Source organism: Algoriphagus sp. AK58, from assembly GCF_014324365.1.
Lineage (GTDB): Bacteria > Bacteroidota > Bacteroidia > Cytophagales > Cyclobacteriaceae > Algoriphagus.
The window spans coordinates 32,789-59,089 of record NZ_QEIG01000001.1 but is presented as its reverse complement, the minus strand read 5'-3'; the positions used below and the strand labels follow the sequence as shown (position 1 = coordinate 59,089).

The 26,301-nt window shown below is 43.8% G+C and carries 24 protein-coding genes and 1 tRNA gene; 16 read left to right on the top strand and 9 right to left on the bottom strand.

Annotation, left to right across the window (positions count from 1 at the left end; genetic code table 11):
* Nucleotides 1-20 precede the first annotated feature (20 nt).
* Nucleotides 21-896, bottom strand: coding sequence for a hypothetical protein (locus tag DDT91_RS00255; protein ID WP_187174112.1), 876 nt, complete (start codon nt 894-896; stop codon nt 21-23).
* Between the two features lie 58 nt (nt 897-954).
* Nucleotides 955-1,758: a DMT family transporter gene (locus DDT91_RS00250; protein WP_187174263.1), complete on the bottom strand. Its 804-nt coding sequence runs from the start codon at nt 1,756-1,758 to the stop codon at nt 955-957.
* 152 nt (nt 1,759-1,910) lie between these two features.
* Here DDT91_RS00250 and DDT91_RS00245 point away from each other — a divergent pair, with 152 nt between their 5' ends.
* Nucleotides 1,911-2,360 (top strand): peroxiredoxin, encoded by a 450-nt coding sequence (locus DDT91_RS00245; RefSeq protein WP_187174111.1) that lies wholly within the window; start codon nt 1,911-1,913, stop codon nt 2,358-2,360.
* On the opposite strand, the gene DDT91_RS00240 is transcribed toward DDT91_RS00245, so the two are convergent.
* Nucleotides 2,361-3,017 (bottom strand): ABC transporter ATP-binding protein, encoded by a 657-nt coding sequence (locus DDT91_RS00240; RefSeq protein ID WP_187174110.1) that lies wholly within the window; start codon nt 3,015-3,017, stop codon nt 2,361-2,363.
* Between the two features lie 138 nt (nt 3,018-3,155).
* Between DDT91_RS00240 and sucC the strand changes: the two genes are divergently transcribed.
* Both sucC and DDT91_RS00230 read left to right on the top strand, forming a co-directional pair.
* Nucleotides 3,156-4,370, top strand: coding sequence for an ADP-forming succinate--CoA ligase subunit beta (gene sucC / locus DDT91_RS00235; RefSeq protein ID WP_187174109.1), 1,215 nt, complete (start codon nt 3,156-3,158; stop codon nt 4,368-4,370).
* A 10-nt stretch (nt 4,371-4,380) separates the two neighbouring features.
* Nucleotides 4,381-4,457, top strand: a tRNA-Arg gene (locus tag DDT91_RS00230).
* A 317-nt stretch (nt 4,458-4,774) separates the two neighbouring features.
* Here the strand turns inward: DDT91_RS00230 and DDT91_RS00225 are convergent.
* The 6 genes from DDT91_RS00225 to DDT91_RS00200 form a co-directional block, all read right to left on the bottom strand.
* The gene (locus tag DDT91_RS00225) at nt 4,775-5,671 is read right to left on the bottom strand and encodes a DUF3078 domain-containing protein (RefSeq protein WP_187174108.1); all 897 of its coding nucleotides are present in this window, start codon (nt 5,669-5,671) and stop codon (nt 4,775-4,777) included.
* 319 nt (nt 5,672-5,990) lie between these two features.
* Entirely contained in the window at nt 5,991-8,114 is a 2,124-nt protein-coding gene (gene ppk1, locus DDT91_RS00220; RefSeq protein WP_187174107.1) for a polyphosphate kinase 1, read from the bottom strand.
* Nucleotides 8,115-8,204: 90 nt separating this feature from the next.
* The gene (gene gyrB, locus DDT91_RS00215) at nt 8,205-10,163 is read right to left on the bottom strand and encodes a DNA topoisomerase (ATP-hydrolyzing) subunit B (RefSeq protein ID WP_187174106.1); all 1,959 of its coding nucleotides are present in this window, start codon (nt 10,161-10,163) and stop codon (nt 8,205-8,207) included.
* Nucleotides 10,164-10,303: 140 nt separating this feature from the next.
* Nucleotides 10,304-10,690, bottom strand: a complete 387-nt coding sequence (locus tag DDT91_RS00210; protein ID WP_187174105.1) for a CoA-binding protein — start codon at nt 10,688-10,690, stop codon at nt 10,304-10,306.
* The gene (locus DDT91_RS00205; RefSeq protein WP_187174104.1) at nt 10,671-11,636 is read right to left on the bottom strand and encodes a GNAT family N-acetyltransferase; all 966 of its coding nucleotides are present in this window, start codon (nt 11,634-11,636) and stop codon (nt 10,671-10,673) included. Before DDT91_RS00205 ends, DDT91_RS00210 begins: the two co-directional genes overlap by 20 nt.
* The gene (locus DDT91_RS00200; protein WP_187174103.1) at nt 11,629-12,450 is read right to left on the bottom strand and encodes a 1-acyl-sn-glycerol-3-phosphate acyltransferase; all 822 of its coding nucleotides are present in this window, start codon (nt 12,448-12,450) and stop codon (nt 11,629-11,631) included. The genes DDT91_RS00205 and DDT91_RS00200 overlap by 8 nt, the downstream gene beginning before the upstream one ends.
* A gap of 180 nt (nt 12,451-12,630) precedes the next feature.
* On the opposite strand from DDT91_RS00200, the gene DDT91_RS00195 reads away from it, so the two are divergent.
* From DDT91_RS00195 to DDT91_RS00135, 13 genes are all read left to right on the top strand, one after another.
* Nucleotides 12,631-13,458: an SDR family NAD(P)-dependent oxidoreductase gene (locus DDT91_RS00195; protein WP_187174102.1), complete on the top strand. Its 828-nt coding sequence runs from the start codon at nt 12,631-12,633 to the stop codon at nt 13,456-13,458.
* Nucleotides 13,459-13,470: 12 nt separating this feature from the next.
* Nucleotides 13,471-13,887 (top strand): DUF4375 domain-containing protein, encoded by a 417-nt coding sequence (locus DDT91_RS00190; RefSeq protein ID WP_187174101.1) that lies wholly within the window; start codon nt 13,471-13,473, stop codon nt 13,885-13,887.
* Nucleotides 13,888-14,068: 181 nt separating this feature from the next.
* Nucleotides 14,069-14,965: a class I SAM-dependent methyltransferase gene (locus tag DDT91_RS00185; RefSeq protein ID WP_187174100.1), complete on the top strand. Its 897-nt coding sequence runs from the start codon at nt 14,069-14,071 to the stop codon at nt 14,963-14,965.
* Nucleotides 14,966-14,980: 15 nt separating this feature from the next.
* On the top strand, nt 14,981-16,162 hold the full coding sequence (locus DDT91_RS00180) for an aspartate aminotransferase family protein (protein WP_187174099.1): 1,182 nt from the start codon (nt 14,981-14,983) through the stop codon (nt 16,160-16,162).
* Nucleotides 16,163-16,173: 11 nt separating this feature from the next.
* Entirely contained in the window at nt 16,174-16,458 is a 285-nt protein-coding gene (locus DDT91_RS00175; protein ID WP_187174098.1) for a hypothetical protein, read from the top strand.
* On the top strand, nt 16,455-16,805 hold the full coding sequence (locus DDT91_RS00170) for a magnesium citrate secondary transporter (RefSeq protein WP_187174097.1): 351 nt from the start codon (nt 16,455-16,457) through the stop codon (nt 16,803-16,805). The genes DDT91_RS00175 and DDT91_RS00170 overlap by 4 nt, the downstream gene beginning before the upstream one ends.
* A gap of 105 nt (nt 16,806-16,910) precedes the next feature.
* Nucleotides 16,911-19,307 (top strand): penicillin acylase family protein, encoded by a 2,397-nt coding sequence (locus DDT91_RS00165; RefSeq protein ID WP_187174096.1) that lies wholly within the window; start codon nt 16,911-16,913, stop codon nt 19,305-19,307.
* Between the two features lie 89 nt (nt 19,308-19,396).
* Complete coding sequence (msrB, locus tag DDT91_RS00160) at nt 19,397-19,837, top strand: peptide-methionine (R)-S-oxide reductase MsrB (protein ID WP_187174095.1); 441 nt, start codon at nt 19,397-19,399, stop codon at nt 19,835-19,837.
* A 478-nt stretch (nt 19,838-20,315) separates the two neighbouring features.
* Nucleotides 20,316-21,176 carry an ATP phosphoribosyltransferase gene (hisG, locus tag DDT91_RS00155; RefSeq protein ID WP_187174094.1) on the top strand — a complete coding sequence of 287 codons (861 nt, stop codon included), beginning with the start codon at nt 20,316-20,318 and terminating at the stop codon, nt 21,174-21,176.
* Nucleotides 21,177-21,353: 177 nt separating this feature from the next.
* Complete coding sequence (gene hisD, locus DDT91_RS00150) at nt 21,354-22,649, top strand: histidinol dehydrogenase (protein ID WP_187174093.1); 1,296 nt, start codon at nt 21,354-21,356, stop codon at nt 22,647-22,649.
* The gene (hisC, locus tag DDT91_RS00145; protein WP_187174092.1) at nt 22,646-23,698 is read left to right on the top strand and encodes a histidinol-phosphate transaminase; all 1,053 of its coding nucleotides are present in this window, start codon (nt 22,646-22,648) and stop codon (nt 23,696-23,698) included. The genes hisD and hisC overlap by 4 nt, the downstream gene beginning before the upstream one ends.
* Before the next feature lie 186 nt (nt 23,699-23,884).
* Complete coding sequence (gene hisB / locus DDT91_RS00140) at nt 23,885-24,982, top strand: bifunctional histidinol-phosphatase/imidazoleglycerol-phosphate dehydratase HisB (RefSeq protein WP_187174091.1); 1,098 nt, start codon at nt 23,885-23,887, stop codon at nt 24,980-24,982.
* A gap of 493 nt (nt 24,983-25,475) precedes the next feature.
* The gene (locus DDT91_RS00135; protein ID WP_187174090.1) at nt 25,476-26,276 is read left to right on the top strand and encodes a tetratricopeptide repeat protein; all 801 of its coding nucleotides are present in this window, start codon (nt 25,476-25,478) and stop codon (nt 26,274-26,276) included.
* The last annotated feature ends 25 nt before the right edge of the window (nt 26,277-26,301 follow it).

The window sequence follows — 26,301 nt, the reverse complement described above, 5'->3', positions numbered from 1 at the left end:
TTGCCCAGCCCAACAGTCTTTTATTCAAAACTAGCCACGATTACCACATAAGGCGGTCTGGGCTTTCCTGCCGGACGGACAGTTTCTAACACTCTAAAATTAGGATTTTTGGGGTCAGTGACCTCGTTGATAAGTTTTCTTTTTTCTTCTATGTCATCCAGGATAGCCTTGGGTACGTCCGAAAACTTATTGTAGTAAAAAAACCGTAGAGGAATTTTATTCGGAGCCAAGGCACTTAGATCGGCTAATTGGTAGTTAAGTTCTACGTCAAGGATGGTCCCATTGACAGGGATTGACCCAAACGTGCCATTTTCCACCGTTTTTTTCAAGTCAAAGACGCCCTTACTGGAAATTTCAAAACCGAGATTTTTTAATAGATCCTCTCCATCAAACTTACAACTGGAATCATCATCGTCATCATCGTCGTCATCATCATCGTCGTCGTCATCGTCAGGACAAGGCAAAGCCAACCCTGGTACACCATTATAGACTGGTACTGCATTGATCTCATTTCTACTTAGTATATACACCCCATCCAAATAGTTGATACCTCCTACAGTGACAAAAAATTCACATACCTGTTCACTCCCCTCAGGGGAAAAGGAAACTTTATACTTCAAGCCCGTTTCGCTGGCATTCACATCTATTTCACCTGTCGCAGCATTTATGGCCAAACCTAAGGGTGAAGCCGAATAGGTTCCTTGGAGATTGTTGACTGGCCTTACCAAATTGCTTTGGCCAGGTTTGATGACAAAAAGGGTGTCTGGATAGGCAAACTGGCTACAATCTATCTCGTTATCTTGATCGGAATCCTCACTTTCGAATAAACAGGAGGATACGGAGATTGCCAAAATAAGCAAGCTGACAAAGGATAGAAAAGATGTCGGTAACCTCATGAAGATCAGTTTTAGTCTTAGTCGTAGCAGATAAAAAAGTTGTAATCACATAACAGAATTATTTTACTCTAAGGTTCAACAAAATCCCTACCAATACCAAGGCCATTCCAATATAAGAGGCAAATGGGAAAGTCTCTCCGAAAAGGAAAAATCCAAAAATCAAAGCATAAAGCACTCCCATGTAGCTCAAACTTGAAACTCGTGAAAGGTTGCCTGTTTGATAGGCTTTTGTCATAAAATATTGGGCATTCTGAGTACAGAAACCAATCCAAAGTAAGATCAGCCAATCCCAACCCTGAGGCGTCACCCAATCAAACATCATAATGATCGAAGCTATCGGCAGAGTCACCAATGGGAAATAAAAAACGATCACCAAAGGGTGCTCAGAGGTTTTGAGCTTTCGGATCATATTGTAAGCCACCCCAGAGGCTAAAGAAGAAATCAACCCCATTCCCGCACTAAGAGGGTCTACCCTTGGATCAAATCCCTGAATAACCAAGACTCCCGAAAAGGCCATGGCAAAATAGAAAAACTGAATAGGCCTGACATTTTCTTTCAAAATGAAAATGCCCAAGATCGTGGTGAAAATCGGAGATAAGTACTGCATCGTCACAGCACTGGCCAAAGGAATCCGCTGAAGCGTATAGAAAAAAAGAATCAAACTGATCGAACCTACAACTCCCCGGGTGATCAGATTCAATTTATTATTGCCAAAAATGGGTATGCCTTTTTTACTAAGGACAAGCACAGTAAAGACCAAGCTAAAAACCGACCGAAACCAGACAATTTCTATCGCTGGAATATGGGGTATGTACTTGACAGACACATTCATCATGGCAAAAAATATTCCTGCCAAAAGCATGGACTGTACGCTGCTGATTTTCAAAGGAAGGTGATTTTAACTTAAGGGTTCGAATTGCAAATCTATTTCAAAGCCCAATAGTTCTTGCAAACAAAAGTTTGTTTGGAAGAAACCTTCAATCCAGCGGCAGAGTTCTTAAAAGAAAATATCCAATGGCACTCGCACTAGGAACACAAGCACCTGACTTCACCCTACCTTCTACTTCAGAAAAAATCATCAAGCTTTCAAAAGACCTAAAAGGAAAGTCCTTGATCTTATTTTTTTATCCCAAGGACTTTACCCGGGGATGTACTGCCGAAGCCTGTGAATTCCGGGATCAGTTTGCTGAATTCAGAGATTTACAAATCCCGGTATTCGGAATCAGCAGAGATGATATTCCTACCCATGAAAAATTCAAAAAAGCATACAAACTCCCTTTTGAGCTGCTTTCCGACGAATCAGGAAAAGTATGTAAAGCCTATGATGCCTTGATTCCTCTGATCAAAATGCCCAAAAGAGTGACCTATCTCTTGGACAGTGATCACAAAATCGTCGGAGTTTACGAAGGGCTGTTCGAAAATAAGTCCCACGTAGAGGCCATGCTGAGAAAACTCAAAAAGTAATCAGGCCGAAATAATCAACCCATCTTTCATGATCACCTTCCGGTCTGCCATACCGGCCAATTCCTCATTATGGGTGACTATCACAAAGGCCAGTTTCAACTCCTCTCTCAACCGAAAAAACAATTCATGGAGACCTCTTGCATTATGAGTGTCCAAGTTTCCGCTGGGTTCATCTGCAAAAACCACATCCGGATTGTTGATCAACGCGCGGGCCACAGCGACCCGTTGCTGCTCACCACCTGACAGTTCCGAGGGTTTGTGATCCAGCCGGTGACTGATTCCAAGAATTTCAGCCAAACCACCTGCCTGTTTTTTCAATTCATCTTCACTTCGCCCTTGGATAAATCCGGGAATAAAGATGTTTTCCATGGCGGTAAATTCAGGGAGCAGATTGTGAAACTGGAAAATAAAGCCCACTGAATTATTTCTGAATTCGGCCAGTTTATCGCCTTTCAATTGCAAAAGGTCTTTTCCATTCATTTTCAGTTCCCCCCGATCAGGTTGGTCTAATGTTCCCAAAATGTGCAGCAAGGTACTTTTCCCTGCACCGGAAGAACCCACAATGGATACAATTTCAGAATTGGAAATTTCCAAATCCACCCCTTTCAGGACGTGTAAACTTCCATAGGATTTATGAATCCCTTTGGCAATCAGCATGGTAACTTTTTTTGAGTTTTTAAAAGTAAAACAAATCCCTCAAATCCAGGAATTAACGGGCTTTTTTGCCAAAAATTGAAAAATGTGAGTTTGATTTATCCATGTCATCCGCTTATCTTCGGGCAAAAATTTGGTAAGATGAATATTCACGAATATCAGGCTAAAGAAGTATTGAAAGGTTACGGAGTAAGAATTCAGGAAGGCATTGTAGCTGACACTCCTGAAGCGGCTCACGAAGCAGCAGTAAAACTCAACGCTCAGACAGGTACTTCCTGGTACGTGATCAAAGCCCAAATTCACGCAGGTGGTCGTGGAAAAGGCGAAATTAAAGAAACAGGCTCAAGAGGTGTAGTTCTTGCCAAAAAGCTGGAAGACGTCAAAGAAAAAGCTGCGGCGATCTTGGGAGGCACATTGGTAACCATCCAAACCGGTGCCGAAGGAAAAAAAGTAAATAAAGTTTTGGTCGCTGAGGATGTGTATTATCCTGGAGCCTCCGAACCTAAAGAATATTACATGTCCATCCTTTTGGACAGAGCTACCGGATCCAATGTGATCATGGCTTCTACCGAAGGGGGAATGGATATCGAAGAAGTAGCAGAGCACCATCCTGAAAAAATCATCAAAGAATGGATCGATCCAAAGGTTGGTCTTCAGGGTTTCCAAGCCAGAAAAGTAGCCTTCAAATTGGGCCTTTCCGGAAATGCTCATAAAGAAATGGTGAAATTTATCACCGCTCTTTACAATGCTTACGTTGCTACTGACTCTTCTCAGTTTGAAATCAACCCAGTGTTGAAGACTTCTGATGATAAGATTTTGGCTGTAGATGCAAAAGTAAACTTGGACGACAATGCGCTTTACCGTCAGCCAAAGCTTGCTGAACTCAGAGACTTAGCCGAAGAAGATCCTTTGGAAGTAGAAGCCGGAAAATCTGGTCTGAATTATGTAAAGCTTGACGGAAACGTGGGTTGCATGGTAAACGGCGCTGGTCTTGCGATGGCTACCATGGATATGATCAAGCTTTCCGGAGGAGAGCCTGCAAACTTCCTTGACGTAGGAGGTGGAGCAAATGCCACTACGGTAGAGGCTGGTTTCAGAATCATTCTTCAGGATCCAAATGTAAAAGCTATTCTGATCAACGTATTTGGTGGTATTGTAAGATGCGACCGTATTGCAAACGGAGTGGTAGAAGCTTACAAATCAATCGGTGACATTAGAGTTCCGATTATTGTAAGACTTCAAGGCACTAATGCTGAAGAAGGTGCCAAAATCATCGACGAATCTGGTTTGAAAGTATTTTCAGCCATTACATTAAAAGAAGCAGCAGAGCGAGTAAAAGCAGCTCTTGAAGCATAATAAACAAAACGCACTCGTAGTTCAACTGGATAGAATATCGGATTTCGGCTCCGAGGGTTGAGGGTTCGAATCCTTCCGAGTGTACCAAGCTCAGACGAAAGTCTGGGCTTTTTTTTTGCAAAGACATAATCTAAAAGTGGATCAGACAAACTTTATTATCCTTTGATAAAACCTTCCCAAAATGATCAGATTTCAGGAATAGGAACATATGAAATCCGGGGATAAACGATCCAATTGATTTGCAAAAAAATTGCACTATTCAAGGACTCAAAAATAAAAAAGCAGGAGAAGATCCCCTGCCCTTTATTTGAAAACTAAACCAACTATTATTTAACTACCACAATGAATTCAAAAATAATACAATTCTCATTAAATCAAAATCCCAAATAAAAAATTGCATTTTTTTATTTCTTCTCAGGAAAGTTGCCCCGTTTAAATACCAACCCAATCCCCAAGCCCTGGCTAAATTGTACTTTTTCGTCCTGGTCCAAATCATAAATCACCAGACTGGTGAGAGTCACACTGACCAAATTGGAAACCTTTGCTGCCAGAACCAAATCAAGGCGATGGTCGATGGCATCGAAAGCAAAAGTCTCGTAGTTAGCATACATTTGGTATCTGGCCTTGAGATTGATGTTTTTTGAAAGTTGTTTATTCCAATCTGCCAATAAATTAAAGGCAAGCCATTCGGTACGAACTGTCTGACCTATTGGAACACCATAGTTCTTGGGTTCATTGAGATAAAGTTCCTTATCCGTCACAAAAGTAAACCTGGGGGAAAAGGGGGATATTCGTAAACTGAATTCCTCATTGGGTTTGTACTCCATACCAAGTGAGGTCGTAAAGTAGGCGGGGTTTGCAAATTTGGAAATTAACGTCCTGTCTGTGTCGGTAAACCTATATCCGGGTGCAAACTGTGACAAGAAATTCGCTGAGAAGAAATAATTCCATTTATCTCCTGCCTTAAGACCTACTTTGGAGTCAATGAATATCCTATCATTGGATTTCCTCCCGTCTTCGCCTTGGTTTTTGACGACCCCGTATAACAAATCAAGATTGTTGTCCCATGACCATAGACCTTTGGCATAATTGGCCCTAGCGAGCAGACCCGCACTAAATGCCACCGAATTCACGCCACCTCCAGTCCAATTGCCACTGAATGAAGCCTGATTTAAGGCAAACGTTCCTTCTATTGATTTTAACCAATAACTGGTGTCTTTCTTGACAGGAATAGTGTCTGTTTGTGAAAAAGCCGATGTTGAGATTCCCAAAGCGAACAAAATAATAAACAGTCTTTTCATAAATATTTATTTTAGAAATGATTAAAACTCAAAATAATATACAGCGGATTTTAATTTCTAAAAAGCTAACCCATAAAGAATTCTAGAAATAGTAAATTGAACAAAGTAACTAAAAGACGTAGTGAATCACACACACTTTTTATAAAAAAGAGGCTGTCTCATAAAGGGGCATTATTGTCAGCCCGACCCTTCGACTTCACCCAGGGTGACTGGAGTCGAAGGCCGATTCTAGCGATCCAGGACACATTTCGATCTGCCCAACTCTCGTTGGTCAGGTGCTCAATGTCACAAACAGTCCTTATGAGACAGTCTCTTTCATTTAGTCTACTAATTTCACCTTCATCACTTCCTCTGCATCCACATCAAAAAACTCCTTGTGTACATTAAAGTCAGGTTCCCCTTCATTGGGTACTTTGACCACGTAGGTACCGTCTTCCTGCATGACATAGGAATTCACATTGTCTTTTAGGTTAAAGGCAAGGATATTCATCAATTGTCTTTCAAGAAGCGGGGATTCTACTTTAAATAAGGACTCTAAACGCTTGTCAAAACTTCTTACCATCATATCCGCGCTGCCCGAATAGGTACGTGTATGGCCATTGTTGTGGAAGTGGTAAATACGGCTGTGTTCCAAAAAGTCCCCTACAATGGAAATGACCTCGATATTGTCACTAAGACCAGGTCTTCCTGGACGGAGACAACAGATCCCCCTTACAATAAGCTTTATTCTCACCCCGGACTGAGAAGCACGGTAAAGGGCATAAATAATTTCCGAATCCTCCAGAGAGTTTACCTTGATAAATATCCCACTTGGAAGGCCATTTCTGGCATTTTCGGCCTCCTGCTCGATAAACTCGATCAATTGATTCCTCATATCCCTTGGTGCTGTGATCAAATTGCGGTAATCACTAGGTACCGAGTGACCTGTGATTACATTGAAAAACTCCGACACATCATTCGCCAGAATTTCATTGGTAGTCAACAAGCCAATATCTGTATACAGCCTCGCTGTATCCTCATTATAATTTCCGGATCCTAAGTGAACATACCTTGTGATTTCCTGATCGTCTTTTTTGACGATCAATAGGAGCTTGGTGTGGGTCTTTAGGTTTGAAATCCCGTAAATCACAAAACATCCCGCTTTTTGAAGTTTTTTAGCTTCCCGGATATTATTTTCCTCATCAAAACGCGCTTTTACCTCAAAGAGCACAGACACGTGTTTACCGTTTTCGGCTGCTCGGAGGAGGGCCTTGGTGATTCTGCTTTCTTTGGCCAATCGGTAAATAGTCATTTTTATGGCCATTACATCAGGATCTTCAGCAGCCTTTTCGATCAAATCCAAAATGGAATCGATGTTATTGTAAGGGTGGTGAAGCAGGATGTCTTTTTCTTTGAGGATTTCAAAAATGTCAGCACGTCCCTCTTCGGGATAAGAAAGAGGCTTGACAGGTTCGGGGATCTGCGGCAAACGGTCTCTAAAACGCTTATTGCCAACGATCTGCCAAAGGCCTGTAAAATCAATCATGCTGGCACGTCTAACCAGGAAGACTGAATCAGGACGGAGGTTCCATCTTTCTAATAAAGAGTTGAGCATCCATTTGGAGTAGCCTTCCTCGATTTCAATTCTCACTACCCTTCCTGTCTTTCGCTCCATAAGCTTTCGCTTTACTTCCTCCAGGAAGTTGGCATCCATATCCTCACTTTCCTCCAAGGTGAAATCCCCGTTTCGAGTAATTCGGAAAAGGCTTACCGACTCGATCTCCACATTTCTGAAAAGAGAAATCAGGTTTTCACGGATCACTTCTTCAATAGGAATCAGGGTAAGGGAGTTTTCCCTTTCGATTTCAAAAAACCTGGGGATATTGGCAGGAATCTGCACGAAACTCATCTTTCGCATATCCTTCCGCTCTCCCGGACTGGTCGTTACCACCCCAAAAACCAAAAGTTTATTCATCAAAATCGGAAAGGTACGATACCCGTCATACACCATGGGCGTAAGCATGGGATAAATCGCTTTGATGAAGTACTGTCTTACTTTTTCTTGCTCCTCTTCAGTGAGTTTGGAAACATTGACCACAGAAATACCCTCCTGATGTAATTCCGGAAGAATCACTTGGGTAAAATGCTGATGTTGGTCCTGATGAAAGCTCTGACAGTCTTTCATCAATTTTTCTTTGAAAGGTTCTTCTCTAAGACCAGAATAATCCACCCTTTCCTTTTCGTAGTCGAGGTAATTGTACAAAGAACCCACACGGATCATAAAAAACTCATCCAAGTTTGAAGCTGTAATAGCCAAAAACTTCAGTTTTTCGAAAATTGTCCTGAACGGTTTTTTGGATTGATCCAACACTCGCTCATTAAATTTTACCCAACTTAGGTCTCGGCTGACCAAGTCACTTTTTTGGATGATGGACTCGTATTTATCTCCCACTGCCAGTTTCATAGTTCGAGAAGATCTTATGTGATAAAATTCCAAAAGGATTTTTCTATGCTAATCTTTGCAAAAAAGGGGCTTAAACTAAGCCCCTGATGATTAGGTGTCGATTTTCGCGTATTTGGCGTTTCTTTCGATGAAGTCTCTTCTTGGGGCAACTTCATCTCCCATCAGCATGCTAAATAGGTGATCTGCCTCAGCCGCCGATTCGATGGTGACCTGTTTGAGCGTACGGGTATTCGGATCCATCGTGGTAGACCACAACTGTTCCGGGTTCATTTCCCCAAGACCCTTATATCGCTGAATCCCCACACTGTCTTCCCGTCCATCTTTGGCCATTTCGGCTACCAGCCTTTTCCGTTCCTCTTCAGTCCAGCAGTAGCGTTCATCTTTTCCTTTTTTAAGCAAATACAAAGGTGGAAGTGCAATGTAGACATATCCCCTTTCGATCAGTGCTCGCATGTATCGGAAGAACAAGGTCAGAATCAAGGTCCGGATATGGGAACCATCGATATCGGCATCCGTCATAATGATGATCTTATGATAGCGAAGGTGAGAAAGGTCCAGTTCTTTATCGTCATTGGCCGTTCCAAACTTCACTCCCAAGGCGGTCAGGATATTTTTGATTTCATCGTTGTCGTAGATCTTATGCTCATGGGCTTTTTCTACGTTCAGGATTTTTCCTTTCAACGGCAAGATCGCTTGGAAATCACGATCCCGTCCTTGCTTGGCCGACCCACCTGCAGAGTCCCCTTCCACAAGGTACAACTCACAGACGGTAGGATCCGAGTTAGCACAATCCGCAAGTTTACCAGGCAGACCTCCTCCTCCAAGCACATTCTTACGCTGCACCATTTCTCGGGCTTTTCTAGCCGCATGTCTGGCTTGGGCAGCCAGGATCACTTTTCCTACAATGGTCTTGGCTTCCCGGGGATGCTCTTCCAACCAGGTCTGAAGCACATCAGAAACTGCAGAATCCACAAATCCAACCACATCAGAGTTACCCAACTTGGTCTTAGTCTGTCCTTCAAATTGTGGCTCGGCAACTTTCACGGAAATAACAGCAGTCAATCCTTCCCGGAAGTCGTCACCTGAAACCTCAATTTTCAGTTTTTCCAGCATGCCTGACTTGTCTGCGTAAGCTTTCAAAGTACGGGTCAAAGCTCTTCTGAAACCTGTCACGTGGGAACCACCTTCGTAGGTATTGATCGTGTTGACATAAGAAACCACATTCTCTGTGTAAGAGCTATTGTAGTTCATGGCCACCTGTACGGGAACTTCCTGATTTAGAGACTCGATATAGATTGGCTCTTCGATGATTTTTTCTCGAGTCTCATCCAAATACTTGACAAACTCCACCAATCCACCTTCGGAATAAAACTCATCGGACTTGGGATTTCCATCCTCTTCGATTTCACGAAGGTCTTGGAGGTGGATTCGAATACCTGCATTCAAGTACGCCATCTCCCTAAGTCGGTTAGCAATGGTTTCGTACTTAAATTCAGTCACAGTAAAAATACTGGCGTCAGGCTTAAAGTGGATAATCGTACCACGTTTGTCAGTTTTTCCCACTTCACGGGCAGGATACTGAGGCACACCGATTTTAAATTCCTGTTCGGTAATGACGCCATTTCTGTGAACTGTCGCTTTGAGATCAGTGGAAAGAGCATTTACGCAGGAAACCCCTACACCGTGCAGACCACCGGAAACTTTGTAGGTATCTTTGTCGAATTTACCACCGGCGTGCAGGACGGTAAGTACGACCTCCAAGGCTGATTTTTTCTCCTTGGGGTGCATATCAGTAGGAATCCCCCGACCATTATCTTCTACTGTGATGGAATTGTCTTCATGAACCGTGACATGAATGGTATCGCAATGCCCCGCAAGCGCTTCGTCTACGGAGTTGTCGACCACTTCCCAAATCAGGTGATGGAGTCCTTTGATTCCGACATCACCGATGTACATTGCAGGTCTTTTCCTTACTGCCTCCAGGCCTTCTAATACCTGAATATTTCCAGCTCCGTATTCTGCCGGATTCTTCGCTTTGTCTTCACTCATATTTTTTGGAGAAAAACCCTAAAAATGGGCCTAAAAAGGTGATTTAGTGTTCTTTTTTAGATGGGCCAAGATAGACAAAAAAAGTGACTTGGCACAGCTTTATCCCAAGCATCTACCGGAGATTTTTGACTCCCAAATCATCAAAATTGCCCTGTGCTCAGCATGACCAGATTACAGGCTGGAAGTACCTCTATCCCAGCTTCTTTAGCTTTCTGGTAAAAAACGGGATTCTCGGTGCCTGGATTGAAGATGATTCGCTTGGGCTTGAGGCCAATCAGATAATCAATCCACTCCGCCTGATTTGATGGACCGATATAAAGTGTAATGGTATGGATACCTTCCAGGGCGGGCTTTTCACTTAAGTCAAGAATTTCTCTTCCCAACACCTGCCCTTTTTTGATACCGATGGGAATAAATTCCAAACCCCTTTCCTCAAACATTTGGGCTGCCATGAAAGCGTATCTTGAGGGATTAGTTGTTGCTCCCACCAACAGGGTTTTCTTCTTTTCAGCTTTGGCGACTTCCATAATTCCTGTCCCGCTCAAAAGTGTCCATGTGGCGGTGTTTTTTACTTTCATAAATGTCAGCCAAGGTGATCATGATTCCGGTCTCTTCCACCTCTCCAAACTCATCATTGAGCGCAGTTCCGAAAGTCCGCATGGTCGGAGAAAGATTCATGTAGGTATTGATCAGCGGGGGAATGTTTTCTCCCAAAGCTCGGATACGTCCGTTGAGCACCTTGTAGCCTTCTTTGTAATCCAGGCCTTCAAATGGATTTGGCCGGTTAAGAATATCAGTCTCATAGCTCAAGCGTAGATTTTGCTTAGGCCTAACCAATTCTTCATGATCAGGAAAATAATGATTCATAAAAAAGAGCAAAAGATCTCTTCCTTCCCGATTGAAATGGGGATACATCGTCACTTTCCCAAACAGATACTTGACATCGGGATTGAGCAAAACGACCGCCCCCAAACCGTCCCAAAGATTGTCCAGACTGAAAATTCCCTTTCTGTTGTCCAAGCCCGGCTGATATTTTGGCTGGACAAAAGATCTCCCCAACTCTAGCGTGTAGGGGATAAATTCTTTGATAAACTTCTCAGAAAAATCGAAAAGATGCGTTGTGGACAAATTGATGGAACCATCAGGTAGGATGGCATTTTTACACATGATGAGTCGATATCCGGCTACAATTTCATCATCCTCCGGATTCCAGGTGATCAGCTGATCGTAGCATTTTTCGCAGGTGTCATTGTCATCGAGATCCAAAGCCATGCCCGTACCTCCGCCTGCAGCCCGAAACGTCAACTCCCGAAGCCGTCCAATTTCCCTGACCACATTGGGTGCGTTATGGTAATTGACTAGATACACCAAGTTGTCTCCATTATTGGTATGCCGCAAAAACCGCTCTTGGGTTAGCTCTTTTTTCAGCAATTCACGGGAAACAGGTTGGATGATAGGTTCGAGTTTATGCATTAGATCCTAATTTATAGGCCTCGTCTTTGATTTTTACTGCCCAGGAAGCATCGTTTTTTGGATGATCAAACTGAGTGTGGGAAATTGGCTTTCCGATACGAATATCGATTCGTTTGCCTCGCTGCTTATACATTTCGTCCACCAGCCAAAACATCTCTATGTTTGCCTTCACTCCCAATTTTTTTCGCCACATGGCAAGATTATAAAAAAACTCAGAATTCCTACCTCCGATATGGCAAGGCAGTATATCCAATTGGTAATTTCTTGCTTTGGTGACAAAACTTTTTTTCCATTCCAAGTCTTTTATTATTCCATTTTGCTTGCGGGATACCAATCCTGCCGGAAAAATCAACACCGCATGTCCATTGGAGTAAGCTTCTTCAATTTTCAGATTGGCCTCTTTGGAGTTTTTCCCATGCTTATTGACCGGCACAAAAATGGGTTCGAAATTATTAAAAGCCGTGGTCAGCAGGTCATTGACCAAAAAGCGGATATCGGGACGGATTTTGCCCACAGCATGAACAAAAGCAATCCCATCCATTCCACCTAGGGGATGATTGGCCGCTAGGATTACGCCTCCTTCTTTGGGTATATTTTCCACTCCATGAAGCACCACCTCTACCTGATATTCCTCGATCAATGCGTCGGCAAAGTCCACCCCCTTTTTTTCCAAATGCTTCTCAAGCACCTCATTGAGCCAAGCTTCATGAGTCACCCGCTTGATGTACTTCAATACAAAGCCAGGCATCCACTTCAGAAGCTTGGGATTTTTGGAGGCGATAGCCTTTTCGATATCGATAAATTTCTTTGACATAAGGTCAAAAAAGGTCAGGTTAAGCAGGATTTTCTGCAGGAAAATTCAATTTTTCTCAGGCGATTAGTCCAAAAGTACAAAAAATTGCTCCAAGGAACTTTTTCAAAATCAAGGTCATTTTCATACTCTTGAAAACCAAGCTACTTGATTTTTTGTCTTTATCACAAACCTCCTCAATATATGAATCTAGTACTTACAGGAAGCACTTCCGGAATCGGTTGGGAAACACTCAAGGCCTTAATGCCGATTGCTGATCGGGTATTTTTGCCAGTCAGAAATATCAAGAAAGCCGAGAAAATGATTCAGCACCTATTCCAAAAGGAAAAAATCGTGCTGATCCCCATGGACCTGAGCATCATGGCTGAGGTCAAAAAAGGCGCGATCCAGATTCTTGAGCAATGCAAAGAAATTCACCTGTTGATCAACAATGCGGGGGGCATGTTTCCTGCAGGGAAAAAGACTTCCGAAGGACTCGATCTGACTTTCGCTACCAACCATCTCGGGCATTTTCTTCTGACACGGGAACTGATGCCTGCGCTGATCCGAGGAGAAGCAAAAATCATACACGTCAGCTCCATCGCACATCAAATCGCCACTGATCCAAGCAAGGATTTTGGTCTACTGAAGAGCGCAAATACCGGAACAGCCTATGGAAAAGGTAAACTTTATAACATACTCTTTTCCAATGAATTGAAAAATAGATTTGAAAGCAAAGGAATAAGTACCTACGCCCTGCATCCGGGTGCGGTGAAAACGGCTTTTGGATCGGAAACTTCCCTCTGGGCCAAGCTGATCATTGAGATAAGCAAGCTCATTTTCATCAGCCCAAAAGCCGGTGCACAAACCACTATTTTCCTAGCTACCACACCCAAAAGTCAACTCCGAAATGGAGGCTATTACATCAAGAAAAAGCCAAAAACGCCGAGTGCCCTGGCAAGAAATCAAAAGCTTTCTGCAGGACTTTGGGACTACAGCGAATCGGTCTTGAAAAACTTGGGAGTGATTTAAATAATTACATCTATGACAAGAGATGAAGCTCAGACAGCTTACATAAAAATAGTTGAGACGGGATTTTCAGACTATAACAAACTAAGCAGAGAACAACGAGTATGGTTCAACATTGAACCATTGATCACAGACGGGCTATGGGATCATTACATGAATAATGGGGCAGACAGAAATTCAGATACCATTGAGGACTTAGAATATCTCAACTTTACCTCCATAGCAAATCAACTAAGAAAGTTCAATAAATCATACTTCCCTGAGGGTATTCCGCAAGGTCCAGATGCCAGACAAGAACAATTTGATAAATTTCCTGAGTCCCAATTGGAAAAAGATATAGAAGAAATGGACTCTAAATTTTGGGAAATATGCAGTGCTTTAGATCAGGCTTTACTTGACCACATTAATAAAACTGGAATAGGAAAGAGTTGAAATAGAGTTAATTCAAGAGTATCAATTCCAAAAACTTTAGACTAAAAGAAATTTATCAAATGGATCAAAGGTCATTTTGGAGAATATAAATTCCTTTGAAATCCATCAATACCCAAACCTGAAAAGGTATTCCATAGGGAGCTTTTAAATCAACCCAAGGGAATTGCCTATTTTTGTCCCAATGAACGAAACCATCCTATCCCTTTGTCCCGGACCCTGGAAAGATTACGAACTGATCGATACCGGGGGATTTGAAAAACTGGAGCGCTTCGGCAAGTTTATCCTCAGCCGTCCTGAGCCTCAAGCCATCTGGGACAAAAGTCTTCCAGAGTCTGAATGGCGAAAACTCGCCCATGCCCACTTTGCCAAAGAAAAAAACAATCCCGAAAAAGGGCAATGGCAACAACTCAAATCCATGCCGCACAACTGGCAGATCGGCTATGAAAATACCGATGGACTAAAGATAACCCTCAATTTGGCTCAAACTTCCTTTAAACACATCGGACTTTTTCCAGAGCAGGCAGTCAATTGGGATTATTTGTATCGAAAATTGAAAGCATTTCCCGGTCCTACACCCAAGGTTCTGAACCTTTTTGGCTACACCGGGGCAGCAAGTATCGCAGCCCGAGCGGCCGGAGCGGAAGTTTCGCACCTGGACTCCGTCAAGCAAGTGGTCACTTGGACTAAGCACAACATGGAGTCTTCCCATCTGGACGGCATCCGCTGGATTGTGGATGATGCGATGAAGTTTATCAAGCGGGAAGCCCGGAGAGGAAATAGGTACCAAGCAATCATTCTCGATCCTCCAGCCTATGGCAGAGGACCTGAAGGAGAAAAGTGGATTCTCGAAGAGCAAATCAACGACATGCTCAAAACCTGCAAGGAAATCCTCGACCCAAAAAATCACCTCCTATTGCTCAACATGTATTCGCTGAGCTTCTCCTCCATCATTGCGGCCAACCTGATCCAATCCAATTTTGGATCGGTGAAAAATGCCGAGCATGGAGAATTGTATCTTCAGGAAAAACAGGGCAAAAAGCTTCCTTTGGGCATTTTCTTCCGTTTTTCCAGTTTTTGACCGAGAGTTAAATAAATGAATAACCGACAGCTTTTTCTGGCTCATTTGGCTCAAACCACGGATTTTCCCTTGATGATCGAGGTGGAAAAAGCCGAAGGAATCTACCTTTTTGGACCGAATGGGGAAAAGTACATTGACCTAATTTCAGGAATAGGGGTGAGTAACGTTGGGCATCGCCACCCAAAAGTGTTGAATGCGATTCAGGACCAGCTTGACAAATACCTCCACCTCATGGTGTATGGGGAATATGTGCAGACTCCTCAGACCCTTTTGGCCAAGGCACTCACCGATACCCTCCCCTCCCACTTGGACAATGTCTATCTGGTCAATAGCGGTTCAGAGGCAGTCGAAGGTGCCCTCAAGCTGGCCAAGCGATTCACCAACCGACGTGAACTCATCTCCTGTGTCAATGCCTACCACGGCAGCAGTCACGGTTCGCTAAGTGTTGGGGGCAATGAGATTTTCAAAAGAGCTTACCGACCCTTGCTTCCCGGAATTTCCCATATTTTCTATGGAAGCTTTTCTGATTTGGAAAAAATCACGGACCAAACGGCAGCCGTCATCATCGAAACCATTCAGGGAGAAGCCGGAATCCGAGTGGCTTGTCGGGAATATTTTCAGGCTTTGCGAAAAAAGTGTGACAAAACGGGAACGCTCTTGATCCTGGACGAGATTCAGGCGGGATTTGGGCGAACCGGCAAAATGTGGGCTTTTGAGCATTTTGATATCATTCCCGACATCCTAGTCTGTGCCAAAGGAATGGGCGGAGGAATGCCGATCGGGGCATTTATCGCCAATCGGGAAGTGATGGGAGCGTTTAAAAACAATCCGCTTTTGGGTCACATCACGACCTTCGGAGGCCATCCTGTTTCAGCAGCCGCTTCTTTGGCTACGATCCAGATTTTGCAGGAAGAAAACCTTATTTCACAAGTAGAAGCCAAAGCCAACCTGTTTAAATCTCTTTTGGTCCATCCAAAAATCAAGTCAATCCGAAACAAAGGGCTGATGATGGCGGTGGAGTTTGAGTCGTTTGAGGTCTTGAAAAAAATCATCGATCGGGCAATTGAATTGGGTGTGATTACCGACTGGTTTTTGTTTTGCGACGATTCGATGCGGATTGCGCCTCCATTAGTCATTACCGAGGAGGAAATCCAGGAGGCTTCTCGCCTCATCCTTCAAGCTATAGAAGAATCCTGACTCAGGTTGCCATGGGAGAAAAAAGGTGTCCAACTTGTGGAAAATGGTCTAAATGGTCTCAACAACTCCAGGATGTCTGCGAACACTGCGGCCAAGAACTCAGTATCAAAGAGCAGGAAAACATCAAACGGATGGAATCTCACCTTCAAGGGAGGGAAGAAAACTGGATGTTTTATATCAAAGAAACTGATCCGGTCTGGCTGGTGTACCTGAAAAAGACAGGTAATTTTTTTTACACCATTTTCATGGCCATTATCAGTTTTATCCTTTGGCTAGTTGCCGCCTTTCCGGGATGAGTGTGATCAGAAACCCTTATTTTTCCATTCCTGTGGTACTATTTTCCATCAATCAGGTTTTTGAAAAAGTATTTGGGGTGTTTATTCCTTGGATTCATGCCTACCTGGATGATCTTTTGGCCATCCCTGTGATTTTAGGAATCACCTTACAGATTTACCAATGGATTCATCCTCTGAGGCAAAACTTCAGATTCAAGAAGGAGCATGTTTTCGTAGCCTTTCTTTATGTTTCGATTGTATTCGAGGGATTCCTCCCTTGGTATTCCAACTTGTATGTCCGAGATTTTTGGGATATAGTCTGCTATGCCTTTGGTTCATTGGTTTTTTATTTCAAGATCAACCGCTAAAGAAGATAGTTTTGACCCCAATTCAAAAACTGATTTTTCCCCTTCATCCTTCCCTCCTTTTCCCAAATCCTAGGATTCAATTAACTTTCCGAAAATTGAACCCAAATGAAAAAACTGGCGAGTATTCTTGGCGCACTTCTTTTGATCCTAGTATTGGGAGTACTTGGATTTATCCTTTGGCAAACTCCCAGCTACAAAGGCGAACTCCAGCTCAGTGGCTTGGGAAATGAAGTGGAAGTCTATTTTGACAAGTTTGGAGTACCCCATATCTACGCTCAAAGTGAAGCGGATGCCTATCAAGCCTTGGGATACATCCACGCCAAAGAACGACTGTTTCAGCTGGAAATGATGAGAAGAGTGGGCTCGGGAACCTTGGCAGAGTTTCTGGGACCTGACCTTCTGGAGATCGATCAGTTTTTTCATACGTTGGGAATTCCCAAACACGCCAAGGAAAGCAATGCTGCCTTTTTGTCTCAAGGCGATACCCCTTGGAAAAGAGCTGCGGATGCCTATGTAGCCGGAGTGAATCAGTTTATCGAGAATGGCCAATTGCCTGTCGAATACCTTCTTCTGGGAGAAAAGCCAAGGCCCTACACCTTGGAAGACATGCATTCCATCATCGGCTACATGTCTTTTACCTTTGCCATGGGATTGAAAACAGACCCATTGGTCACCAAAATGGCTCGTGAACTTGGGCCGGATTATTTAGCTTCCCTTTCGGTTCAGACCCTTCCGGAGCACCATGTCATCCCCAATCATTATCCTGATTCTCTTAAAACGGAAAACCTTCTGGTGACTTCCGAGCTGACAGCTCTTTTGGAAAAGCTTCCTGTTCCCCTTTTGGAGGGTTCCAATGCCTGGGTGATCTCCGGAAGCCGTACCAAATCGGGTCAGGTGCTTTTCAATAACGATACACACATTGGCTTTGCCTCTCCTTCGGTTTGGTTTGAGGCACATGTGGAGTATCCGGGTTTCAGCTTTTATGGAAATCATCTCGCAGGAGTTCCTTTTGGGCTCGTAGGACATACCCGTCAACACAGCGTAGGCTTGACCATGTTTGAAAACGATGATCAGGATTTTTTCGAAGAAAAACTCAATCCCTCCAATCCCAATGAAATTCTCATCGGTGAACAAGCTTTCCCGATAACTTCCAGAAAGGAAACCATCCACGTGAAAGGAAAAGATCCGGTGGAATTTGAAGTCAGGGAAACCGTGCACGGTCCGATTATGAATCCGGTCGTGAAGGAAATTGCTGCTTTGACTCAAAATCCAGTTTCCTCCTGGTGGGTGTACATCCTCGAACCTACCAAAGCCTTGGAAGCCTTGTATCACATCAATCATGCAGAAACCATGCAGCAGGTAGCGGATGCGGCGGCATTGATTCACGCACCCGGATTGAATATCATGTATGGGGACAAAGCCGGAAATATCGCCTGGTGGGCAGCTGCCAAGCTTCCGATCCGTGCCGAAAAAGTGCATTCCAAGATCTTTGCAGACGGTTCGGATCCAGAATCACAGCCGAAGGGTTGGTATCCCTTTACCGAAAATCCGCAAAGCATCAATCCTCCATCAGGATTCGTTGCCTCAGCGAATAACCAGCCGGATACGACCCGAAGTGGAATTTTCTTCCCTGGCTATTACTATCCCGGAGAGCGCTGGAACCGTATCGCCAAAACCATCACTTCTCGGGAAGATTGGGATTTGGAATCCATCCAATCCCTCCAATTGGAAACCATCAATGAGGTTTCGGTGGCAAATGCCAAGTTTATGATCTCACAGATTGATCATCGCCAGTTTGAAGACAATGCTCAAATTTTGGATGACTTGGCAATTTGGGAGGGAAATCATGCCTTGAAACTTTCGGCTCCGACACTTTATTACAAATGGCTTTACCACACACTCCGATTAGCCATGGAAGATGAGTTGGGAAAGGAGGGCTTCGAAGCTTATCTCCAAACCTTTATGATGATCCGAAGCACAAGGCATTTTCTCACCCATGAAGAAAACAGATGGTGGGACAATCGAGCTACAGATGTATTGGAATCCAGAGCTGAAATCATTTCAGAAGCCTTGAAAATCAGTTTAGAGGAATTGAGCAAGCAGTTTGGAGACAATTCCAGAGACTGGGATTGGGAAAAAGCCGTGACCATCGAGCATCCTCACCCACTTGGCGTACAAAAGCCTTTGGATAAAATCTTTAACGTGAAAACAGACGCTGTGGAAGCCAACGAAGAAGCAGTTAATAAACTGGCTTTCAAGCTCAATGGAGAAGGAATCTACAAAGTCACCTCAGGACCGGCCATGCGAATTATCATGGACTTTGCCGATGTGGAAGGTTCCGTATCCGTACTTCCTACGGGCAACAGCGGCAACCGATTCAGCAGGCACTACGCAGATCAAAAAGAGCTCTACACCAAAGGCAAATACCGCCCTCAACTGATGAACGAGGAAACCATCAAGGAGAAGTCCGAAAACAAAATAGTGCTGAAGCCGGGCAACTAAAACGGATTAGTTGAAGTTATCAGAACAAAGCAAAGATCTCGATAGCGCAGCGAATTAGGATTGAGTTAATCAGTTATAAAGATGTAGAAATGGGAATATTTGATCGAAATAAAGGAAAAAAGGAACCGAAAGTGTATCCGGTTCAGAAGGAGGAGACGGAGTGGCAGGAGATTTTAGATCCTCATTCTTATCATGTATTGCGGGAGAAAGGAACAGAACGACCCTTCACCGGGCAATACTATTTAAACAAAGACACCGGAATCTACGAATGTCGTGCCTGTGGAAATGAGATTTTCCACTCATCCAAAAAGTATGACAGCGGTTGCGGTTGGCCCAGCTTTACCGAACCTATCCGTCCTGAAGCCATCGAGGTGCAGATGGACTACAGCCACTTCATGATCCGCGAAGAAATCCTCTGCGCCAACTGTGGTGGACACCTGGGGCACCGCTTCCCAGATGGTCCAAAAGATCAGGGAGGCATTCGGTATTGTATCAATTCCGTGAGTATGGATTTTAAGAAGGGGGAGTAAAATTTGGATTGAATCAATTGGATAGAAGCACGCCTTTAGCCCGCTTATTCAAGGTTTTAAATCGATTATGGCTTTAGCCGAAGTTTCAAAAAGCTAAAAAAATATTGGCTAAAGCCCTAAAAAACAAATCATATCCTGAAACCTCCAACTAAAGTTGGAGGCAATTCATTTTCCGAATTGCCAAGGTGGATTTCTTCAAAACGTGGCTTTGCTCCATTCCCTTTTTTCCTGAATTAAAAACACTCGCTCCATTTGGATGTTTCTATTCCAAGTCTATCTTTGCCAACGAAAATGGAAAACACCAATAGAAATATTGAATTTTTAGCAACTGCACAGCATGCGCACATGTTGCATCATTTCCATCATTCCTCTTGAGAGGAAGACTTTTACACACCCACCCGGTGATGCTGATGACAGGGATTCGGCCATTCACCAAAATTTAATCCAATCCAAAACTTTCCTAGCGTAACTTGTCCCCATGGAACAGATTATCCGCATTGCCGTGCAGAAAAGCGGCCGACTATCCGATGACTCACTCAGTTTGATTAAAGAGTGCGGCATCAAATTTTACAACGGAACGGGCAAACTCAAGTCCACTTCTAGCAATTTCCCGGTTGAATTCCTTTTTCTTCGCGATGACGATATCCCCGGCTATGTAGCCGACGGCGTGGCTGATTTGGGAATAGTAGGTGAAAACGAACTGGTCGAAAAAGACAAAGACGTCCTCACACTCAAGAAACTGGGCTTTTCCAAATGCCGACTTTCCTTAGCCATTCCAAAAGGCCAAGAATATCCCGGAGTACAGTATTTTCAGGGAAAAAGCATCGCCACCTCCTACCCTAAAATCCTCGGCGATTTCCTTCAGTCCAAAAATATCCAAGCCGAAATCCATGAAATCAGCGGTTCGGTCGAAATTGCCCCTAGCATCGGTTTGGCTGAAGGCATTTTTGATATCGTGAGCTCGGGCTCAACCCTAATGATGAACGGTCTAAAAGAAGTCGAGGAAGTATTCAAATCCGAGGCAGTTCTGATCGGAAACAAGAACTTGGCGGATTGGAAAAAAGCCATTTTGGACAAACTTCTCTTCCGCATCAATGCCGTCCAAACGGGCAAAAGCAATAAGTACGTGCTGATGAACGTGCCCAACAAATCTATCCCAAGAATCATCGAATTGATTCCCGGAATGCGCAGTCCGACGATTCTTCCTTTGGCACAGGAAGGCTGGTCATCTGTTCACTCCGTCCTTAGCGAAGATCAATTCTGGGAAAACATCGAGGAACTCCGCGCCGCCGGTGCTGAGGGAATACTAGTCGTCCCTATCGAAAAAATGGTGTTGTAAAACCCTTTTAGTGAATAGGAATTCGATTCCTTTTATGAATAAACAAAAAAGTTTGAAGTTCAATTTAAGCTCAAATTTTGTGATTCTTCGGTCTTCTGTCATCGGTCTTCCGTCCCAAAGACTTGATAAAAATTGCAAACTCGCTGAGTTACGTACTTATAAAAAAATTGCAACAACATGAAACTCCTGGTCAATCCAAGTCCCGAAAAGTGGAAAAAGCAGCTGGCCCGTCCGGTGCAGAAAACCAAGGAAATCAATAAAATCGTCAAGCCGATCTTCGAAAAGGTGGAGAAAAACGGGGACAAAGCCCTGAAAAAATTCGCCCAAGAATACGATCATGTGAGCTTGGACAGCCTTTTGGCCACCTCTGAAGAAATCAAAGCAGCCAAAGACCAAATCAGCAAAGAACTCAAAGAGGCGATCAAAACTGCCAAAGCCAATATCGAAAAGTTTCATGCGGCACAGGCAAGTCCAGAACTGATCGAAGAAGTGATGCCTGGTGTAGTCTGCCGAAGAAAAAGCGTTGCGATCCAGCGCGTAGGACTTTATATCCCCGGAGGTACAGCCCCACTTTTCAGCACTGTACTGATGCTCGGAGTTCCGGCAAAAATTGCAGGTTGCAAAGAAGTGGTGCTATGCACACCGCCCAATCGGGAAGGAAAAATTCATCCGGCCATTCTATACACCGCCGACTTGGTGGGAATCACCAAAATCGTCAAAGTTGGAGGTGCACAAGCCGTGGCGGCTTTGACCTTTGGAACAGAAAGCGTGCCTCAAGTGGACAAGATTTTCGGCCCGGGAAATCAGTATGTGACCGCAGCCAAGCAGTTTGCCACCAAATACGGTGTCGCCATCGATATGCCTGCCGGACCTTCCGAGGTCTTGGTGTATGCAGATGAAAGTGCTGTTCCGGCATTCGTTGCTTCAGACTTGCTTTCTCAGGCCGAGCACGGCGTGGATTCTCAGGTTGTTTTGGTGACTCCTTCGGAAAAGTTTGCCAAGAAAGTCTTGAAGGAAATTGATGTGCAATTGGAAGACTTATCCCGAAAGGACATTGCTTTCAAAGCCCTTCAAAACTCTACCGCTGTGGTGATGGAGGATCAAAAGACCGCTTTGGAACTCATTAATGACTATGCTCCGGAGCACTTGATCATTGCGGTAGAAAATGAGGAAGAAGCTGTGGAAGCGATTTACAATGCCGGTTCGGTGTTCATCGGAAACTTCACCCCTGAATCAGCCGGTGACTATGCATCAGGAACTAACCACACCCTGCCGACTTACGGCTATGCCCGCAATTACAGTGGCGTGTCATTGGATAGCTTTTTGAAGAAAATGACTTACCAAAAAATCACTCCCGAAGGACTTAAAACCCTCGGGCCTGTGGTGGAAGTCATGGCTGCCAACGAGCAACTGGACGCGCACAAAAACGCCGTCACGATTCGTCTCAACTACCTGAAAGAGAACAAAAAATGAGCTTTGACTTAAATTCGCTTTTGCGACCACATATCGCAAAACTTCAACCTTATACTTCAGCTAGAGACGAGTACACCGGTAAGGAAGGGGTATTTTTGGATGCCAATGAAAACCCGTACGGTTCGATTACCGAGCAGGATTTCAACCGCTATCCTGATCCTTATCAAAGTGCGCTGAAGGAAGAAATTGCCAAGATCAAGGGAGTTAGACCCAGTCAGATTTTCTTGGGAAATGGATCTGACGAAGCCATCGATTTGCTTTACCGCGCCTTTTGCAATCCGGGAAAGGATAACGTGATTCTTCTCCCTCCCACCTACGGGATGTATGAAGTGAGCGCCAATATCAATGATGTCGAAATCCGCAAAGTCGCCTTGACTCCGGATTTTCAACTTCAGCCTGAAAAGATCCTCGCCGCGGCAGACGTCAACTCCAAAATCCTCTTCATCTGCTCTCCGAATAACCCTTCGGCCAATAAGGCCAAGCGGGAAGACATTCTCTTCCTGTTGGAAAATTTCAAAGGGCTGGTTGTCGTAGATGAAGCCTATATCGATTTCAGCGACGAACCGAGCTTTACCACTGAATTGGATCAATTTCCAAATCTGCTGGTCATGCAGACCTTTTCCAAGGCTTGGGGCTTGGCTTCCCTCCGACTTGGGATGGCTTTTGCCAGTGAGGAACTGATTCGAATCTTGAACAAGATCAAGCCTCCTTACAATATTTCCGGCTTGACCCAGGAGACCGTTTTGGCAGCGATCAAGGACAAGGCCAAAGTGGACCGGATGATTCAGGACATTTTAGCCGAACGGGAATTTCTGAAAGGTGAATTGGAAAAGTTGCCATTCGTCCAAAAAATCCATCCTTCCCACGCCAACTTCCTTTTGGTCCAAATCCCTAATGCCAATCAGGTATATAATGATTTGATCGAGGAAAAAATCATCGTCAGAAACCGTGCAAAAGTGCTGCTTTGCGAAGATTGTCTGAGAATCACGGTGGGAACGAGGGAGGAAAATGAAGCGCTGTTGAAGGCATTAAGGAAGGTTGTAAAGTAAGCATTAATTGAGGTAAAATACTGTTATCAGGTTATCGGGTTGTCAAGGTTATCAGGTTGTAAAAGCTTAAGATTAGCATGATTACCACAGTCAATCGGACAACATTGACAACTTGGACAACAAGACAACCTTGACAACTGGATAACACAAAGTACTGGATCTAAGGATCTAACAAGACAAAAAACAATGAAAAAGAAAATACTCTTCATAGATCGCGACGGCACAATCATCAAAGAACCGCCTACAGACTTTCAAGTAGACAGTCTGGAAAAACTGGAATTTGTTCCAAAAGCCATTTCCAATCTTCGGAAAATCGCCGAAGAAACGGACTACGAATTGGTCATGGTGACAAATCAGGACGGCTTGGGTACGGATTCCTTTCCTGAGAAGGACTTTTGGCCGGCACAGTACAAAATGCTCAAAACGCTGGAGCAGGAAAATGTCTTTTTCAAGGCCATTCACGTGGACAAGACATTTGAACACGAAAATGCGCCTACCCGAAAGCCAAGAACCGGACTCTTGACCCAATATTTCTCCGAAGAATACGATTTGGCCAATTCCTATGTGATCGGAGATCGGTTTACCGACGTACAATTGGCGAAAAATCTGGGTTCTAAATCCATTTTCATCGGAGACCCTAATCCTGATGCAGCCCTTTCTACCAAAGATTGGGACGAGATTTACAATTTCCTGAAGATGCCTCCCCGACAGGCCGAAGTGAAGCGAACCACTTCCGAAACGGACATTTACATCAATTTGAATCTGGACGGAAGCGGAAAATGCGACATTTCCACCGGCTTGCATTTCTTTGACCACATGCTCGAGCAATTGGGTAAGCACGGCAGCACCGATCTGGAAATCAAGGTCAAAGGCGACCTCCACATCGATGAACATCATACCATAGAAGATACAGCCCTGGCTTTGGGAGAAGCTTATTTGAAAGCTTTGGGTGACAAAAAGGGAATCTATCGCTATGGATTTATGCTTCCGATGGATGATGCGTTAGCACAGGTAGCGATCGATTTTGGAGGAAGACCTTGGATCGTTTGGGATGCGAAGTATACCCGTGAAAAGGTGGGAGACATGCCTACCGAGCTGTTTTACCATTTCTTCAAATCCTTCTCCGACACTGCCAAATGCAACCTCAACATCAAAGTGGAAGGTGACAATGAACACCACAAGATCGAGGCTACTTTTAAGGGGCTTGCCAGAGCCATCAAAATGGCGGTGATGCGAGATCCGAGAAACATCAATCAACTCCCGAGCACAAAGGGGGTTCTTTGAGTAGTTGGATATCCATTTCAAAAAGCGATTTCATTATGAGATCGCTTTTTTCTTTAATGCTCCCTTCTTATTAAAAATCCCTTGGATTTCACCTTCATTTCATCCCTATTAAATTTTACAGCTCACCCTCCCGAAATAGGTAACTCGCATCGGGACTGCCGCTTCAGGGCTCAAAAATCTCCTCTTACAAATTGCCCCAAATTGAATTTGGAGCCTTTACATAATGCGCCTTAAGCGCAAGTATTCAATTTAGCGCCAAATGCACATAATGTAACAAACCCAGAATTCAATTCTGGGCAAAGAAAGTATCAACCATAAAAGAGTGCTGTAGGCACAATCCATCTTAATCAATAAATACAGTTTAAGAAAAGTACCTTCATCAATTTTTAATTCTTAAAAAGAATCAAAAACCCTTTAAGTCGCTTTTCCCGTTCCTTAGAAAAAAATTACAAGAGTTCTTTTATCTGATGATTTTTATTTTGTTTATTTAGGTATGAAACGATTTAAACATATACTTACGATTATTTCATCTACCCTTCTTCTGTATTCCTGCTCGGCGGATCCTGCTGAGATCGAGTCCCTTTATCAGTCAGGAAAGTATGAAGAAGCTATTTCTGCCATTAATAAACGGCAGTTTTTCCATGTCGGAGAGATCAAAATGTTTCACATACGGGCGAGGTGCTATGAAGAACTCGGAAATACCAAAGAAGCCACCAAGGACTATGAAAGAATCCTTGATATGGACCCAAACTATGCCCAAGCCTATGCTGGAATTGGTAAAATCATGTTTGAAAAAGAGTATTATCGTCAAGCAGAACTGCCCATCTTGAAAGCAGCAAGTCTGGATCCTGAAAATTTTGAGATCATCTATCTAGCTGGAAGATCCCAACTCATGGTCAAAAACTGGGAAAGAGCAGAGGAATTCTTGAAGCAGGCTCAAATGATGGATCCAGAGTTTGCCGGAGTTTATTATTACACAGGTATGGCAAGAGCAAGTCGTGGAGACATTTATGGAGCAGCTGCCTCGTTCAACATTTACCTTCAAAAAGAACCCGATAATCTGGTAGCCAGATATAACCGTGGCTTTGCCATGATGAAAATCGGGTACCTGCCCTGGGCATTGGAGGATTTTGAATTTGTCTTGAAAAACAATCCTGATCACTACGAAGCCTTAGGTAAAAAGGGCATCTGCCTAGCAAAAATGGGGAATCCGGAAGGCTGTCAGTTGATTCAGGAAGCTGCCAAAAAGGGGAGCGATTATGCCAAGAATAAGATAGAAGAAGTATGTTCGTGATTTAAGGAATTGCTTTAAAATATCT

Excerpts from the sequence above, each read along its gene's own strand:
- DDT91_RS00225 (WP_187174108.1), bottom strand. The coding sequence starts at position 5,671 with ATGAAAAGACTGTTTATTATTTTGTTCGCTTTGGGAATCTCAACATCG.
- DDT91_RS00245 (WP_187174111.1), top strand. The coding sequence starts at position 1,911 with ATGGCACTCGCACTAGGAACACAAGCACCTGACTTCACCCTACCTTCT.
- DDT91_RS00205 (WP_187174104.1), bottom strand. The coding sequence starts at position 11,636 with ATGCATAAACTCGAACCTATCATCCAACCTGTTTCCCGTGAATTGCTG.
- DDT91_RS00165 (WP_187174096.1), top strand. The coding sequence starts at position 16,911 with ATGAAAAAACTGGCGAGTATTCTTGGCGCACTTCTTTTGATCCTAGTA.
- hisB (WP_187174091.1), top strand. The coding sequence starts at position 23,885 with ATGAAAAAGAAAATACTCTTCATAGATCGCGACGGCACAATCATCAAA.
- DDT91_RS00240 (WP_187174110.1), bottom strand. The coding sequence starts at position 3,017 with ATGCTGATTGCCAAAGGGATTCATAAATCCTATGGAAGTTTACACGTC.
- sucC (WP_187174109.1), top strand. The coding sequence starts at position 3,156 with ATGAATATTCACGAATATCAGGCTAAAGAAGTATTGAAAGGTTACGGA.
- hisC (WP_187174092.1), top strand. The coding sequence starts at position 22,646 with ATGAGCTTTGACTTAAATTCGCTTTTGCGACCACATATCGCAAAACTT.
- DDT91_RS00180 (WP_187174099.1), top strand. The coding sequence starts at position 14,981 with ATGAATAACCGACAGCTTTTTCTGGCTCATTTGGCTCAAACCACGGAT.
- gyrB (WP_187174106.1), bottom strand. The coding sequence starts at position 10,163 with ATGAGTGAAGACAAAGCGAAGAATCCGGCAGAATACGGAGCTGGAAAT.
- DDT91_RS00255 (WP_187174112.1), bottom strand. The coding sequence starts at position 896 with ATGAGGTTACCGACATCTTTTCTATCCTTTGTCAGCTTGCTTATTTTG.
- ppk1 (WP_187174107.1), bottom strand. The coding sequence starts at position 8,114 with ATGAAACTGGCAGTGGGAGATAAATACGAGTCCATCATCCAAAAAAGT.
- DDT91_RS00250 (WP_187174263.1), bottom strand. The coding sequence starts at position 1,758 with ATGCTTTTGGCAGGAATATTTTTTGCCATGATGAATGTGTCTGTCAAG.
- DDT91_RS00210 (WP_187174105.1), bottom strand. The coding sequence starts at position 10,690 with ATGGAAGTCGCCAAAGCTGAAAAGAAGAAAACCCTGTTGGTGGGAGCA.
- DDT91_RS00175 (WP_187174098.1), top strand. The coding sequence starts at position 16,174 with ATGGGAGAAAAAAGGTGTCCAACTTGTGGAAAATGGTCTAAATGGTCT.
- DDT91_RS00195 (WP_187174102.1), top strand. The coding sequence starts at position 12,631 with ATGAATCTAGTACTTACAGGAAGCACTTCCGGAATCGGTTGGGAAACA.
- DDT91_RS00135 (WP_187174090.1), top strand. The coding sequence starts at position 25,476 with ATGAAACGATTTAAACATATACTTACGATTATTTCATCTACCCTTCTT.
- msrB (WP_187174095.1), top strand. The coding sequence starts at position 19,397 with ATGGGAATATTTGATCGAAATAAAGGAAAAAAGGAACCGAAAGTGTAT.
- DDT91_RS00190 (WP_187174101.1), top strand. The coding sequence starts at position 13,471 with ATGACAAGAGATGAAGCTCAGACAGCTTACATAAAAATAGTTGAGACG.
- DDT91_RS00185 (WP_187174100.1), top strand. The coding sequence starts at position 14,069 with ATGAACGAAACCATCCTATCCCTTTGTCCCGGACCCTGGAAAGATTAC.
- hisD (WP_187174093.1), top strand. The coding sequence starts at position 21,354 with ATGAAACTCCTGGTCAATCCAAGTCCCGAAAAGTGGAAAAAGCAGCTG.
- DDT91_RS00200 (WP_187174103.1), bottom strand. The coding sequence starts at position 12,450 with ATGTCAAAGAAATTTATCGATATCGAAAAGGCTATCGCCTCCAAAAAT.
- hisG (WP_187174094.1), top strand. The coding sequence starts at position 20,316 with ATGGAACAGATTATCCGCATTGCCGTGCAGAAAAGCGGCCGACTATCC.
- DDT91_RS00170 (WP_187174097.1), top strand. The coding sequence starts at position 16,455 with ATGAGTGTGATCAGAAACCCTTATTTTTCCATTCCTGTGGTACTATTT.